Raw genomic sequence first — 14,797 nt, forward strand, 5'->3', positions numbered from 1 at the left:
GCGTGTCTAGCGACACCGGCCGCTCCGGCGGCTTGACGCGAGCAAGGAGTAATACCCGATGGTGGGACAGTTCGACGACAGCCCGGCGAGCGAGGAGCAGCCGAAGAAGCGCTCCAAGCTGGGGGTGATCCTCGCCGTCGCCGCGATCTTCGTGGTGGCGGCCGTGGCCGCGGTGCTGGTGTTCACCGCAAAGAGTGACCCGGTGGTCGCCGCGGCCGCTCAGGACCAGGCGAACACGTCCGCGGTACAGACGGCCGAAGTCCCGGCCGACACCGGCCAGGCGCCCGGCACGGTCAAACTGCCCGGCGGCGGCACGGCGAAACTGATCCGCAAGGAACTGACCGCCGACGGGACCCTCCCCATCCCCGAGGGTCTCGACGAAGCCACCTGGTGGGGCGCGAAACTGGGCGCGGACCAGGGCGCTTCCCTGCTTTCCGGGCATGTGAACTGGAAGGGCAAGAAGGGCCCGTTCGACGAGTTGTGGCGGCTCAAGACCGGGCAGGAGGTCTCGCTCGTCGACACCGACGGCGGCAAGTGGGTCTACAAGATCGGCGAGGTCGTCACCGTGCACAAGACGAAGCTGGCCGACCAGGCGGAGAAGCTGTTCGGACCGGACGGGCCGCACCGGCTGGTGCTGGTCACGTGTGGTGGCGAGTACGTCGGCGGGACCGACGGCTACGAGGACAACCGCATCGTCACCGCCTCGTTGGTCAGCAAGCCCTGAGCCGTTCCAACCTCGCCGGAGGTCGTGCGGGGTCCTCCGGTTAGGCTTGTCGTTCCAAGTCCTAACCGTCCCCGCATGCTTCGGAGCGTGGAGTGCCCGCGAACACCATTGAGACCGTCGTCAGCCTGTGTAAGCGTCGAGGCTTCGTTTTCCCGTGTGGAGAGATCTACGGCGGTACCAAGTCGGCGTGGGACTACGGGCCGCTCGGGGTCGAACTCAAGGACAACATCAAGCGCCAGTGGTGGAAGACCGTCGTGCAGAGCCGGGACGACGTCGTCGGCCTCGACTCCTCGGTGATCCTTCCCCGCCAGGTCTGGAGCGCGTCGGGTCACCTCGACGTCTTCACCGACCCGTTGATCGAATGTCTCTCGTGCCACAAGCGTTTCCGCGCCGATCAGCTGGCCGAGGACTTCTCCGCGCGGACGGGCAAGGAGGTGTCCGAGGACGATCTGTCCGAGGTCCCGTGCCCGAACTGCGGCAACCGGGGCGAGTACACCGCGCCGCGTGACTTCAACATGATGCTGAAGACCTACCTCGGCCCGGTCGAGTCCGAGGAAGGCGTGCACTACCTCCGCCCGGAGACGGCGCAGGGCATCTTCATCAACTTCCTCAACGTGCAGACGGCGGCCCGCAAGAAGCCGCCGTTCGGCATCGGCCAGATCGGCAAGTCGTTCCGGAACGAGATCACGCCGGGCAACTTCATCTTCCGCACGCGCGAGTTCGAGCAGATGGAGATGGAGTTCTTCGTCGAGCCGGGCGAGGACGAGACCTGGCACCAGTACTGGATCGACGCGCGCACCGAGTGGTACAAGGACCTCGGGATCAAGGCGGACAACCTCCGCCTCTACGAGCACCCGAAGGAAAAGCTCTCCCACTACTCGAAGCGCACCGTCGACATCGAGTACCGCTTCGCGTTCAACGCGGGCCAGGAGTGGGGCGAGCTCGAGGGCATCGCGAACCGCACCGACTTCGATCTCACGACGCACTCGAACCACTCCGGCGTCGACCTGTCGTTCTTCGACCAGGCCACGAAGCAGCGGTTCCGCCCGTTCGTCATCGAGCCCGCGGCCGGTGTCGGCCGGTCGATGATGGCGTTCCTCGTCGACGCCTACCACGAGGAAGAGGTGCCGAACGCCAAGGGCAGCACCGACACCCGCGCGGTGCTCAAGCTGGACTACCGGCTCGCGCCGTTCAAGGTCGCCGTCCTCCCGCTGTCCCGCAACGCCGACCTCACGCCGAAGGCGCGCGACGTCGCGGCGGCGCTGCGCAAGCACTGGAACGTCGACTTCGACGACGCCGGCGCGATCGGCCGCCGGTACCGGCGTCAGGACGAGATCGGGACGCCGTACTGCGTCACCGTCGACTTCGACTCGCTCAACGACCACGCGGTGACCGTGCGGGAGCGCGACACCATGGCGCAGGAGCGGATCGCGATCGACAAGCTGGAGTCGTACCTGGCGGGTCGCCTGATCGGCGCCTGACACCCCTTTGAGGTACAGGAAGGCCCCCTTCCTTGCGTTAGGCGCAAGTAAGGGGGCCTTCCTGCACCTCCGCCGACCCCACCCCTGACAACTGTCACCCTCAGGTCGTGACGCGCGGCCCACGGACAGGACGTCCCCGCGCGACAAGCTCTGGGTATGCGAGAACAAGACATCACCGCGGGGGCGGCGGTACGGCTTTCCGGCCTGCGTAAGCACTACGGCGACGTCCACGCCGTCGACGGCGTGGACCTGACGATCGCGCCGGGCGAGGTGGTCGCGCTCCTCGGCCCCAACGGCGCGGGCAAATCCACCACGATCGACATGATCCTGGGCCTCACCGTGCCCGACACCGGCACCGTGAACGTCTTCGGACGCGAACCGGCCGACGCCGTCGGCGACGGGATGATCGGCGCGATGCTGCAGGGCGGCGCGCTCGTCGAGGATCTCACGGTCGCCGAGACCGTCGGTATGGTCGCCGCGTTGCACCGCAAGCCGATGCCCGTGCGTGAAGCGCTGCGCCGCGCCGGGATCGAAGACGTCGCGAACCGGCGTTCCACCAGGCTTTCCGGTGGGCAGAAGCAGCGGGTGCGGTTCGCGGTCGCGCTGGTGAGCGACCCCGACCTCCTGATCCTCGACGAGCCGACCGCCGCGATGGACGTCGGCACGCGCCGCGAGTTCTGGAAGTCCATGTACGAGTACACGGACTCCGGGCGCACGGTGCTGTTCGCGACCCACTATCTCGAAGAGGCCGAAGAGTTCGCCGACCGTGTCGTGCTGATGCGGTCGGGGCGGATCGTCGCGGACGGTTCGGTCGCGCAGGTCCGTGCGCTGGCAGGGGGACGCACGGTCCGCGCGGTGGTCCCTGCGGCGGCGGAACCGGTGATCGCGGGGCTGCCCGCGGTCACCGGTTTCGAACTCCGCGGCGGCCGCGTCGCCATCTCCAGTTCCGATTCCGACGCCACGTTGCGGGCGTTGCTGACCCAGGTGCCCGAAGCGCGCGACATCGAGATCAGCGCCGTCGGCCTCGAAGGCGCCTTCCTTTCCCTGACGACCGACTCGACCGAGGAACCCGTCCGATGAACCCGACCTTTCTCAAGACCGAGATCGTCCGCACCTTCCGTTCGACGCGGTTCGTGCTCTTCGCCGTCGCCTTCCCGGTGCTGATGTTCTTGTTGCAGGCCAACGTTTTCAGCACCGCCAGCGTGGACATCTCCGGGGTGATCATGGTCAACATGATGGCCTTCGGCACCTTCTCCGCCGCGATGACGAGCGGCGCGAAGCTGGCCATCGAGCGGTCCACGGGCTGGCAGCGCCAGCTGCGGCTGACCCCGTTGACCGGCACCGGTTACCTCGGCGGCAAGGCGCTGTCGGCGATGCTCGTCGCGCTTCCGTCCCTGCTCGTCGTTCCGCTGGTCGGCGTCCTGGTCCAGGGTGTCCACCTCGACGCCGCGGGCTGGCTGCGGCTGGTGCTCGGCATCTGGCTCGGCGCGATCCCGCTGGTGCTGCTCGGCCTGTTGCTCGGCCAGTTCGGCACGCCGGAGTCGATGCAGCCGATGAACATGATCGTCATGATGGGCATGGGGTTCCTCGGCGGCCTGTGGATCCCGATCGACGGGATGCCGTCGTGGATGGCCGACGTCGCCCAGGTGACGCCCACCTACTGGCTGATCCAGCTGGTCCGCCCGGTCGTCACCGACCATCTCACGGTGAGTCTCCCGGCCGCGCTCGGTGTGCTGGCGGCGTGGACCGCGGTTCTCGGGGCGCTGGTGATCAGGCGTTACCGTAAGGACAGCGCGCGGGTCTGAGAAATGGGTGAACAGGTGAACGACTACCCGGGCAGGGTCAAGACGGGCTTGAACAGCCGTGAGAACTGGTGGTCGGACATGCCGCCGCGGACCGGCCGGGGACCCCGGCCGGGGCGGTGGGCGATCCTCGGCATCGCCTTCATCCTGCCGAGCTTCGTCCCCACCGCGGTCGAACTGTTCACCGACGGGGTGACCGGTGAAGAGCTGCTGATCACCGCTCTCATGATCGCCTACGGCGCCTGCTACGTGCTGTTCCCGCTCAGCCTGCGGCCTTCCCGGCGGAAGACGACCTACGTCTTCTCGGTGGTGATGCTGCTCATCGGCCTCACCCTGGTGTTCCTGCACGACAACAACCCGTACATCCTGATCTACGCGACGGCGGTGCTGTCCTTCACCCTGCCGCCGGCGTGGGCGGTGATCCTGGACGGCGGCGCCCTGCTGGCGGTGCTGATCGTGCACCTGGCCATCGGGAAGGACGACTTCGGCGATCTGGTGGCGGCCACTTCGATCACGGCGGCGATGTTCTTCATGGCGAACCTGGTCCGCGCGGTGCGGAAACTGGAGGCGGCGAACCAGGAGATCGCGACGCTCGCGGTGGCGGGTGAACGCGAGCGCCTGGCGCGGGATCTGCACGACATCCTCGGCCACAGCCTCACCACCATCACGGTCAAGGCCGGGCTCGCCCGCCGGATCCTGGAGAGCGGCAAGGACGAACGCCGCGCGCTGCAGGAGATCAGCGAGGTCGAGAACCTCACTCGCAGCGCGCTCTCGGACATCCGCGCCACGGTCTCCGAGTACCGCGAGGTGTCGCTTTCGGCGGAGGTCGCCGGGGCGCGGGCGGCGCTGCGGGCGGCCGAGATCGACGCGGATCTGCCGCACGCGGTGGACAACGTCGATCCCGCCCTGCAGCGGACCTTCGGCTACGTGCTGCGGGAGGCGGTCACCAACGTGCTCCGGCACTCCGGGGCGAAGCGGGTGAAAGTCCGCTTCGGCAAGACCTGGCTCGAAGTCGAGGACGACGGTGACGGCGGCGAGGTGACGCCGGGGAACGGCCTGCGCGGGCTCACCGAACGGCTGGAAGCGGTCGGTGGGACCTTGACCGCGACAGCGCCTTCTGCGGGAGGATGGATCGTCCGCGCGGAGGTACCGGAATCCGCCGTCCGGAGCGGTGCGCGTGCGCCGCTCACCGAACCCGCTGGAGGCTGTGCGTGATCCGGGTCCTGCTCGCCGACGACCAGGCGATGGTACGAGGGGCGCTGGCCACGGTGCTCGCCCTCGAAACCGACATCGAAGTGGTCGCTCAGATCGGTTCAGGGGACGAAGTACTCGCCAAGGCCAAGGAATCGACGCCGGACGTCGCGCTGCTCGACGTCCAGATGCCGGGCAAGGACGGCCTCGAAGCCGCCGCAGAGCTGCACGTCGCGTTGCCGTCGTGCCGGATCATCATCTGCACCACCTTCGGCAGACCCGGTTACCTCGCGCGGGCGATGGCCGCGGGTGCCGCGGGATTCGTGGTCAAGGACGCCCCGCCGGAGCAACTCGTGGACGCAGTCCGCAGGGTCCACAGTGGACTCAAGGTGGTCGATCCCGCGCTCGCCGCCGAATCGCTCGCCACCGGCGCGAGTCCGCTCACCGGACGTGAGCGCGACGTCCTCAAAGCGGCCGAGGACGGCAGCACGGTGGCCGACGTCGCCCGTGCGCTGCACCTTTCGGAAGGCACCGTGCGCAACCATCTTTCGGCCGCGATCGGCAAGACCGGGGCGAGGACGAGGGCCGAGGCGGTGCGGCTCGCGGAAGAGCACGGCTGGCTCTGAGACCGACTCGGCGCTCTGCGAGAATCACCCCCGTGAGTACCGCCGAACGGACCAAGCCGACCCGCGCGAACTGGGTGCGCCGGACCGTGGCGGGTTTCCTGCTGGTCGTCTTCGCGGTGATCGGCGGGACGGCGTTCCGCGTCTGGCAGGTCGCGCGGGAGGACGTGCGCGATCAGGCCGACGTCATCGTGGTGCTCGGCGCGGCCCAGTACAACGGCAGGCCGTCGGGGATCTTCGAGTCCCGGCTGGCCAAGGCGAAGACACTGTACGACCAGGGTGTCGCCAAGACGATCGTCACCGCGGGCGGCAAGAAGGCCGACGACAACTACACCGAGGCGCAGGCGGGCGCGCAGTGGCTGCGCAAACGTGGCGTGCCCGCGTCGGCGACGCTGCCGGTCGGTGAAGGCAGCGACACCCTGCGCAGCCTGCGCGCCGTCGCCGAACAGGTGCAGAAACGGGGCTGGAAGACCGCGGTGCTGGTCAGCGACCCGTGGCACTCGTTCCGTGCCCGGATCATGGCCGACGATGTCGGCCTGGAGACCTGGACCTCGCCCACCCACCGCGGCCCGGTGGTGCAGACCCGCGAGACGCAGGCGCGCTACATCGTCCGCGAGACCGGCGCGCTGCTGTACTACCGCCTCACGAAGTCCCCGGCGGACACTCTGTTCGGTACCGGCGAGGTCGACGCCCGATAAGTGTCGGTGCGCACGCTTAAGCTGGACGGGTGAGTGACACCTACACCGAGGCCGACAGGGCGCGCCTGCTGCCCGAGCGGCCCAAGGGTGCGGCGCTGGAGGGCGCCGAGGACGGGCGGAGCGCCTTCGCCCGTGATCGCGCGCGGGTGCTGCACTCGGCGGCCTTGCGGCGACTGGCCGGCAAGACCCAGGTGGTCGGCCCCGGTGAAGGTGCCGAGGTCAGCGGGGTGCCGCGCACCCGGCTGACGCATTCGCTGGAGGTCGCGCAGATCGGCAGGGGGATCGCGGACGAACTGGGCGCGGATCCGGATCTGGTGGACACCGCCGGGCTCGCGCACGACATCGGGCACCCGCCGTTCGGGCACAACGGCGAGCGCGCGCTGAACGAGGTCTCGCAGCCGTGCGGCGGTTTCGAGGGCAACGCGCAGACGTTGCGGATCCTGACCAGGCTGGAGCCCAAGGTCCTGCTCGAGGGCGGGGCCGTGGGCGGGCTGAACCTCACCCGCGCCTGTCTCGACGCCTCGACGAAGTATCCCTGGCGGCGTGAAGAGGGCAATCCGAAGTACGGCGTCTACGCCGACGACGCCGAGGTCTTCGCCTGGGTCCGCGAGGGTGCGCCGGATCGCCGGACCTGTCTGGAAGCACAGATCATGGACTGGTCCGACGACGTCGCGTATTCCGTGCACGACGTCGAGGACGGCGTGCTGGCGGGCCGGATCTCGTTGCGGGTACTGGCCGACGCCGAGGAACGCGCCGCGGTGGCCGAGGCGGCGCGGAGGTTCTCGCACCAGTCGCAGTCCACTTTGGAGGGTGCGGCCAAGGAACTGCTCGACCTGCCCGTGGTCGCGGAACTCACCGAACCGGGACTCGACGGATCGCTCAAGGCACAGGTCGCGCTGAAGCGGCTGACGAGCGAGCTGGTCGGCCGGTTCGCGACAGCGGTCGTCGGCGCGACACGCGAGGTCTACGGCGAGGGCCCGTTGAGCCGCTACGCCGCGCAACTGGTGATCCCGGAGCAGGTCGCGGCCGAGGTCGCGTTGTTCAAGGCGCTCGCGCTGCGGTACGTGATGAGCGACAGGCGGCGTCTCGCGATGCAGGACGGCCAGCGCCAGACGCTCGCCGAGCTGGTCGGCGCGCTGTGCCGCCGCGCGCCGGACGCGCTGGACGGCCTGTTCCTGCCCGCGTGGGAGGCCGCGACCGACGACGCGACCCGCCTGCGCGTGGTCGTCGACCAGGTGGCCTCGCTCACGGACGCCCAGGCCTACGCGTGGCATGCCTGGCACACGGGCCGCCACGGCTGAGTCGTGCGTGGCAGTCCGGGCTAGAACTTGAATTGCCACTCAAGACCAGCCGGTCCCGGTGGTCGCTGCTGTCGTCGATGTCGCGAAAGCCACTTTCGGGACGTCTGATGTCCTGAAAGTGGCTTTCGCGACATGGTTCGCCGGGTGGGGTGTCGGTGCAGGTGGTCGTGAGGGGCGATTCGGGTTAGGGCTGAAGGTGCCTTGAGGTACCTACCGGCATTCTGGCTGCGGTTGTCGCAGGCGCGGGCCGTGAAGGGCTCCTTGCCTACCCTGAAGGTAGTGAAGGAGGCCTTCACTACCTTCGTCTGACTTGCGTGAGGACGGTGGTTGCGCGGGTCCGTCCGGTCGCGGACTGGTGGCAGGCAACGCGAGTGGGGAGGATTTGGGACGTTGAATGTCCCAAATCTTCCCCGCTCGACCGCCGGCCACGCCAGTGGGCAAGCAAATCGGGGGTCGCCAAGGAGGCCTTCACGGACTTACGGCGGGGCAGCCACGGCTGAAGCCGAGGTAACCACCCAACGCGGAACTTTCGGACAGGAGACGGACGGGCCCGTCCACGGTACGGTCTGCGGCATGGGCGCTGTCGAAAGCCACCTCCGGTTTGGTCTGGACCTCTATCGGGTGCTGGCGAGCCGCGCGGAGAACGCGTGCTTCTCGCCGTACTCGATCGCGAGCGCGCTCGGCCTGGTGACGCAGGCCGCCAAGGGCAAGACCAGAGACGAGCTCATCGCGCTGCTCGGCGACCCGGACGAGCTCGCCGACCTGCTGGGCAAGGCCTCGTCGCTGCTCGACGACGGCCCCGAACTCGCGGTCGCGAACACGCTCTGGGCCTGGGACGGGCTCCCTCTCGAGGACTCCTTCCGCGAGGAACTGGCGGCGTGGCCGGGCGGCAAGGTCGAGAGCGCCCCGTTCCTCGAAGATCCGGAAGCCGCGCGGCGGCTGATCAACGCCGACGTGGCCGAGGCCACCCGCGAGCTGATCCCCGAACTGCTGAAGCCGGGGACGGTCGCGCCGGACACCGTCGCCGCGATCGTCAACGCGCTGTATCTCAAAACCGCTTGGAACAATCCGTTCTCGCGTGACAACACCGCGCCCGCGGACTTCCACGCGCCGTCCGGGACCCGTACGGTCCCGACGATGTGGCTCGAAAAACAGCTCGACCACACCCACGAGGACGGCTGGCAGGTCGTCCGCCTCGGTGCCGAGGGCGGGGTGGAGGCGATCGTCCTGCTGCCGGACGGCGAGCTCGACGACGCCGAACTCGACGCGGGCAAGCTGGCGCGGCTGCTGGAGAACACGCGGTCCAAGACGCTCGCCCTGTCGCTGCCGAAGCTCGACCTCGATGTCGACAGCCCGCTGACGGAGAAACTGCAGGAACTCGGCGTGCGGACGATGTTCACCGCCCGAGCCGATCTCACCGGGCTCGCCGACGACGACAGGCTCGAAGTGTCGGAGGTCGTCCACCAGTCCGTGCTCCGCATCGACGAACAGGGCCTCGAAGGCGCCGCCGCGACGGCGGTGCTGATGCGGCTGACGTCGATCATGGTCGACGAACCGCTCGAGGTCGCCGTCGATCGCCCCTTCCTTCTGCTCGTGAGGCATGCCTCGACGGGTGTGATCTACTTTCTCGCCCGCGTTGTCGAGCCGTGAGGATGGTCAGTGAGTCTTTTCCAGGCTGAGGCGGCGGCCGTGGAGGCCGAGGAGACTCCCACGAGACCCCGCCGGTTCGCCGCCGCCGACGCCGCCATCATGGGCGGCTTCCTGCTGTTCGCCTTCCTGCTCTACAACGGGCTCTGGCTCGATCTCAAAGAGGGCTATCTCTGGAACAGCGCTTCGGACCAGAACCTGTGGGAGTGGTTCTTCTCCGTCACCGCGGACAACGTGCTGCATCTGAGGAACCCGCTCTCCTCGCATTTCCAGAACCATCCGCTCGGCGTGAACCTGATGGCCAACACGGCCATGCTCGGCATCGGCATCCCGCTTTCGCCGATCACGCTCACCTTCGGCCCGACGGTCACCTGGGCGATCGCCCTCACCGGCGGTCTCGCCGGTACGGCGGCGGCCTGGTACTGGGTCTTCTCGCGGCATCTGGTCACCCACCGCGTCGGTGCGGCCATCGGCGGCGCGTTCGTCGGATTCGCCCCGCCGATGATCTCGCACGGCAACGCGCATCCGAACTTCGTCGCGTGGTTCGTCCTGCCGTTCATCGCGCTGCTGGTCTTCAAGATCGCCCGCGGCGAACGCCCGGTCCGCAACGGGATCTTCCTCGGCCTGCTGGCGGCGTACCAGATCTTCCTCGGCGAAGAGCCCCTGCTGATCTTCGCGATGGCGTTCGCGATCTTCGCCATCGCCTACTTCGCGACGAACTACCGCGAGTTCCCGCCGATGGCGAAACCGCTGGGGACCGGCGTCGGCATCGGTGTCCTCGTGGCGCTCGTGTTGTGCGCTTTCCCGCTGTGGTGGCAGTTCTTCGGTCCGCAGAGCTATCAGGCGATCGAACACGGCCCCGTCGGGAACGACACGGCCGCGTTCACGCGGTTCGCGACGCAGTCCGTCGCCGGACAGCCCGCCGCCGCCGCGGACGTGTCGATGAACCGCACCGAGGAGAACGCCTTCTTCGGCTGGCCGCTGATCGTGCTGATGGTGGTCATCACCGTCTGGCTGTGGCGTGAGGTGTTCGCGCGGGCGCTGGCGGTCTCGATGTTCGTGATGGCGTGGCTCTCGCTCGGCGTGCAACTCGTCGTGGTGCACGAGGAAACCGGCATCCCGGGGCCGTGGAAACTGCTGTCGGAACTGCCGTTGTTCGAATCACTGCTGGAATCCCGGCTCGCGATGGGCTGCATCCCGCTCATCGGCGCTCTCCTGGCACTGGCGACCGAACGCGTCTACGCGGTCGCGTCGAAGCTGCCCGACGTGCCGGGGGAGCGGCGATTCCCGTTGCGGCTGGTGTGGATCGGCGTCGTCATCGCGGTACTGCTGCCGATCGCGCCGACGCAACTGATCGTGAAGGACCGCCCGCCGACACCGCGGTTCCTCGCCGACGGCACCTGGCGGAACTACGTCGCGCCCGGCGGGACCGTGGTGCCCGTGCCGTTGCCGAGTTCCGGCGAATCCGAGCCGCTGCACTGGCAGATCGACGCGGGACTCGGCTACTCGATGCCGGAGGGGTACTTCGTCGGGCCGAGCGGCCCGGAGGACAAACGCGGCCGCTACGGCGCGATCCAGCGGCCGACGTCGATCATCTTCGACCAGGTCAAGCAGACCGGGATCCCGGCGACGATCACCGAGTCGCAGCGCGTGCAGGCGCTGGAAGACCTGCGGTACTGGAACGCGGACGTCCTCGTACTGATCCCGCGCGAACACCAGGACGCGTTCCGGGCCACGGTGGACCTGCTGCTGCGGAAGCCCGCCGAGTTCGTCGACGGTGTGTGGGTCTGGGACGTCCGGACGATCACTCCCTGACCGGGTCACCGTTGAGTACGTGAAGGCCCCCTTCCTTGCGTCTAGCGCTGTGAAGGGGGCCTTCATGTACTTGGGAGCCGCGTGAAGGAGTCCTTCACGCGCAGCCGCTGTGACTGATGGTGTCCCTGGGGCGACCATGGCGATCACGGAGAGAGTGAAGGCCTCCTTGGCGACCCTCGATTTGCTTGCCCACTGGCGTGGCCGGCGGTCGAGCGTGAAGGATTTGGGACGTTGAACGTCCCAAATCCTCCACCGTCGATCCCCGAACAGATCGAGCCGCCAGCTACGCGCAGGTCAGACGTAGGTAAACAAATGAAGGCCTCCTTCCCTACCTTCAGGGTAGGCAAGAGGTCCTTCACGGACCTGCGATCGACCTCGGCCGGATGACTAACCTCGCCGCCGGTGCACGACGAAAGGTTCCGTGTCCTCATCGACGCCCCAGGAGCCGCCGAGCCCGCTCCACTGTGAGCCAGCGAACGGTTCGTCGAGGGTTCTGGCCATGTGCTCGTTGACCCGCACCGTGCCGCATTCGAGCCGCATCGCGACCTCTGCGGCACGCTCCTCGTCCGCGCCCCACACCGAACCGCACAGGCCGGACGTCGTGGCGTTCGCGAGTTCGACGGCTTCGTCCACTGTGGAGCATCGCACGATCGGCAGCACCGGGCCGGCCTGCTCCTCGCGCACCACCCGCATCCCGTCGTGCGCCTCGGCGAGGATCGCCGGGGCGAAGAAGTACCCGGGTCCGTCGAGCCGTCCGCCGGTGACGATGCGGGCCCCCGCCGCCCGCGCCTCCTCGGTGAGTTCGATGACGCGGTCGTACCTCGGCTTGTTGTTCACCGGGCCGAGCTGCGTCCCGGGTGCCCGCCCGTCGCCCACCACCACCGTTTCCGCGAAGGCCGCCAGCGCCTCGACGATGCCGTCGTACGCGGGGCCGACGGCGTAGACCCGTTTGACCGCCATGCGGTTCTGCCCGCAGTTGGCGAAAGCGCTCCAGAACAGTCTTTCCGCGATATCGGCGGGATCGGTATCGGGGAGGACGATCGCGGGATCGTTGCCGCCCAGTTCCAGCGCCAGCCGTTTCAACCCGGGCGCGGCCGCCGCGGCCACGTGCTTCCCCGTGGGGACGGAGCCGGTGAAGTCGACCTTCTTGATGCCGGGGTGGGCGACCAGGCGTTCGCCCAGCGGGTCCTGCCCGGTGAGCACGGTCAGCACGCCCGGTGGCAGCACCTCCGTCAGCATCCGGCCGAGGTGCAGGGTGGTGAGCGGGGTCCGCGGCGACGGCTTCAGCACCACCGTGTTCCCCGCGGCGAACGCGGGCGCGAGCTTCGCGACGGCCAGTTGCACGGGGAAGTTCCACGGCGTGATCGCGGCGACCGGGCCCAGCGGCCGCCGGTGCACCTCGACCCGGCCATCGCCGACGACCTGCGGTTCGAGTCTCAGCCGGGCGAAGTGCCGGAACCGCGCCGCTGCCCTGGCGAACTCGGCTTTGGCCTCCCGCAGCGGCTTTCCCTGCTCTTCGGTCAGCACGGGGGCCAGCACCGCCGCGGCCTCGTCGACGACGACAGCGCACGAAGCCAACGCGGCGTGCCGATCGGTGGTGCGCCAGGCGGGCCAGGCGCGGGCGGCGGCCCGTACCGCTTTGTCGACATCATCGGGTCCGGCGTCCGGGACGTTCGTGATCCGTTGCCCCGTCGCGGGGTCTTCGACGGCGAGCATCGGGTGGTCCATGTGTTTCCTCCGGTGGGAGAGTGCGGAGGGATCGCCGAAGAGACCGACGTGTCGGCATCGGTTGTATCGAAGGAATTGCCGAGCGTAAGCGTACCTTCGTTGATCGAATGGGGGTTCCGGCGAAAAGGCTAACCAGATTCCATTCCGGTCTCGTGGCCTACGTCACCGGTACCGCTGTCACGTCCGCGCGGGCCGTCTCGTCCACCTTCTGATCGCAACCGCACGAGGAGGACACCATGCCGCGTATTCCCGCCGTCAAAACCGCCGAAGCCGGATTCCTGCTGAAGCTGTTCTACAAGTTCGCCGGGAAGCGCTTCGGCGCCGTGCCCGAGCCGTTGGCGGTCTCCGCGCACCACCCGGCGCTGCTCCGCGCGAGCGGGCTCCACGAAATGCTGGTCGAAAAGGCCAGCAAGGCGCTGCCGTCGAACGTGCGCGAGCTGGCCGTGTACCGGGTCGCCACGCGGCTCGGCTGCGCGTGGTGCATCGATTTCGGGACCATGCTGCAGATGCACGACGGGCTCGACATCGAACGGTTGAAGAACATCGACGACTACGCGAAGTCGCCCGCCTTCACCGGTCAGGAACGGCTGGCGCTCGCGTACGCCGACGCGATGACCGAGAGCCCGGTGACCGTCACCGACGAGCAGGTCGCCGAACTGGAAGGCGAGTTCGGCCGCAAGGGCGTCATCGAGCTGACCTACCAGATCGCGCTCGAGAACATGCGTGCCCGGATGAACAGCGCGCTCGACATCACCGCGCAGGGGTTCACCTCGGGCGACGCCTGCCGGGTCCCGCTTCCCTGATCAGGCGTCGACGCGGGCCCGCGCGGTGGTGAGCTTGTCCGGGTTCGCCATGTCGTAGATCGCCTCGATCTTGCCGTCACGGATGACGAACGCGTCGACGTGCTCGTCCAGCGCCCGGTATCCCTCAGAAGCGGCCTGCGGCGGGATGTACAGCCCGAGGTCGCCGTTGACCAGCGCGAGCCTCGCCTGTTCGATCCCGGCCGGGTCGTACATCCGCATGAGCCCCTGGAACAGCCGGCTGACCTTGTCGAAGCCGGTGACCGTGTGCACCGCCGTGCGCGCCTTGCCGCCGCCGTCGCCGATCAGGACGACGTCCGGGTGCAGCACCTCGGCCACCGCCTGGATGTCGCCGGTGAGCATCGCGGTCATGAACTTCTCGATGATCCGCTGCTGCTCGGCCAGCACCGTCCTGGGCGGCGGGTCGGCGTCGGCGAGCGCGCGGCGGCCGCGGGAACCGTGCTGGCGCGCGGCGTCGGTGGTGCAGCCCAGGATCTCGGCGATCTCGCCGAACGGCACCGAAAACGCGTCGTGCAGGACGAACGCGACGCGCTGCTCGGGGGTCAGCCGGTCGAGGACCACCATCGCCGCCATCCGCATCCCGTCGTCGCGGACGGCGACGGCCAGCGGATCCTCCGACGACGGCGTGCCGAGCGGGCCCAGGACCGGCTCGGGCAGCCATTCGCCCACGTATCGCTCCCGGCGGACCACCGCCGAACGCAGCCTGTCGAGGCAGATCCGGCTGACGACGGTGGTCAGCCAGCCCTTGTGGTCCTCGATGGCCGTGCGGCGGCGCTCGTCCAAGCCGCTCAACCGCAGCCAGGACTCCTGGACCGCGTCTTCGGCGTCGGACAGCGCGCCGGTGAGCCGGTACGCGACCGACACCAGATGGGGGCGCAGTGCGGCGAACTTCCCGGCGAGTTCGTCCAGGGCGGTGCTCATTCCCCGAGTGTGCCGCACGGCGCTCCGGGAGCACGGCCTAGAGTG

At 68.6% G+C, this 14,797-nt stretch carries 13 protein-coding genes; 11 read left to right on the forward strand and 2 right to left on the reverse strand.

Annotation, left to right across the window (positions count from 1 at the left end; translation table 11 throughout):
* The first annotated feature begins 58 nt into the window (after positions 1–58).
* The 10 genes from HDA45_RS31660 (at position 59) to HDA45_RS31705 (ending at position 11,282) form a co-directional block, all read left to right on the forward strand.
* Positions 59–724: a class F sortase gene (locus HDA45_RS31660; protein WP_184901519.1), complete on the forward strand. Its 666-nt coding sequence runs from the start codon at positions 59–61 to the stop codon at positions 722–724.
* Between the two features lie 92 nt (positions 725–816).
* Positions 817–2,205, forward strand: coding sequence for a glycine--tRNA ligase (locus tag HDA45_RS31665; RefSeq protein WP_184901521.1), 1,389 nt, complete (start codon positions 817–819; stop codon positions 2,203–2,205).
* A 156-nt stretch (positions 2,206–2,361) separates the two neighbouring features.
* Positions 2,362–3,285 carry an ABC transporter ATP-binding protein gene (locus HDA45_RS31670; RefSeq protein WP_184901523.1) on the forward strand — a complete coding sequence of 308 codons (924 nt, stop codon included), beginning with the start codon at positions 2,362–2,364 and terminating at the stop codon, positions 3,283–3,285.
* Positions 3,282–4,010 carry an ABC transporter permease gene (locus HDA45_RS31675; protein WP_184901525.1) on the forward strand — a complete coding sequence of 243 codons (729 nt, stop codon included), beginning with the start codon at positions 3,282–3,284 and terminating at the stop codon, positions 4,008–4,010. Before HDA45_RS31670 ends, HDA45_RS31675 begins: the two co-directional genes overlap by 4 nt.
* Positions 4,011–4,025: 15 nt before the next feature.
* Positions 4,026–5,222 (forward strand): histidine kinase, encoded by a 1,197-nt coding sequence (locus HDA45_RS31680; RefSeq protein ID WP_184906246.1) that lies wholly within the window; start codon positions 4,026–4,028, stop codon positions 5,220–5,222.
* A complete protein-coding gene (locus tag HDA45_RS31685) occupies positions 5,219–5,824 on the forward strand; it encodes a response regulator (protein ID WP_184901527.1) in 606 nt (201 codons plus the stop codon). Before HDA45_RS31680 ends, HDA45_RS31685 begins: the two co-directional genes overlap by 4 nt.
* Before the next feature lie 32 nt (positions 5,825–5,856).
* The gene (locus HDA45_RS31690; RefSeq protein ID WP_184901529.1) at positions 5,857–6,519 is read left to right on the forward strand and encodes an ElyC/SanA/YdcF family protein; all 663 of its coding nucleotides are present in this window, start codon (positions 5,857–5,859) and stop codon (positions 6,517–6,519) included.
* 29 nt (positions 6,520–6,548) lie between these two features.
* The gene (locus HDA45_RS31695; RefSeq protein WP_184901531.1) at positions 6,549–7,820 is read left to right on the forward strand and encodes a deoxyguanosinetriphosphate triphosphohydrolase; all 1,272 of its coding nucleotides are present in this window, start codon (positions 6,549–6,551) and stop codon (positions 7,818–7,820) included.
* A gap of 573 nt (positions 7,821–8,393) precedes the next feature.
* Positions 8,394–9,470 carry a serpin family protein gene (locus tag HDA45_RS31700; RefSeq protein WP_184901533.1) on the forward strand — a complete coding sequence of 359 codons (1,077 nt, stop codon included), beginning with the start codon at positions 8,394–8,396 and terminating at the stop codon, positions 9,468–9,470.
* Positions 9,471–9,479: 9 nt separating this feature from the next.
* On the forward strand, positions 9,480–11,282 hold the full coding sequence (locus HDA45_RS31705; protein WP_184901535.1) for a glycosyl transferase: 1,803 nt from the start codon (positions 9,480–9,482) through the stop codon (positions 11,280–11,282).
* Positions 11,283–11,669: 387 nt separating this feature from the next.
* Here HDA45_RS31705 and HDA45_RS31710 read toward each other — a convergent pair whose 3' ends face one another.
* Entirely contained in the window at positions 11,670–13,010 is a 1,341-nt protein-coding gene (locus HDA45_RS31710; RefSeq protein ID WP_184901537.1) for an aldehyde dehydrogenase family protein, read from the reverse strand.
* Between the two features lie 236 nt (positions 13,011–13,246).
* Here HDA45_RS31710 and HDA45_RS31715 point away from each other — a divergent pair, with 236 nt between their 5' ends.
* Complete coding sequence (locus HDA45_RS31715; protein WP_184901539.1) at positions 13,247–13,813, forward strand: carboxymuconolactone decarboxylase family protein; 567 nt, start codon at positions 13,247–13,249, stop codon at positions 13,811–13,813.
* Here HDA45_RS31715 and HDA45_RS31720 read toward each other — a convergent pair whose 3' ends face one another.
* Positions 13,814–14,752 carry a sigma-70 family RNA polymerase sigma factor gene (locus tag HDA45_RS31720; protein WP_184901541.1) on the reverse strand — a complete coding sequence of 313 codons (939 nt, stop codon included), beginning with the start codon at positions 14,750–14,752 and terminating at the stop codon, positions 13,814–13,816.
* Positions 14,753–14,797: the final 45 nt, after the last annotated feature.

It is taken from the genome of Amycolatopsis umgeniensis, assembly GCF_014205155.1.
Classification (GTDB): domain Bacteria; phylum Actinomycetota; class Actinomycetes; order Mycobacteriales; family Pseudonocardiaceae; genus Amycolatopsis; species Amycolatopsis umgeniensis.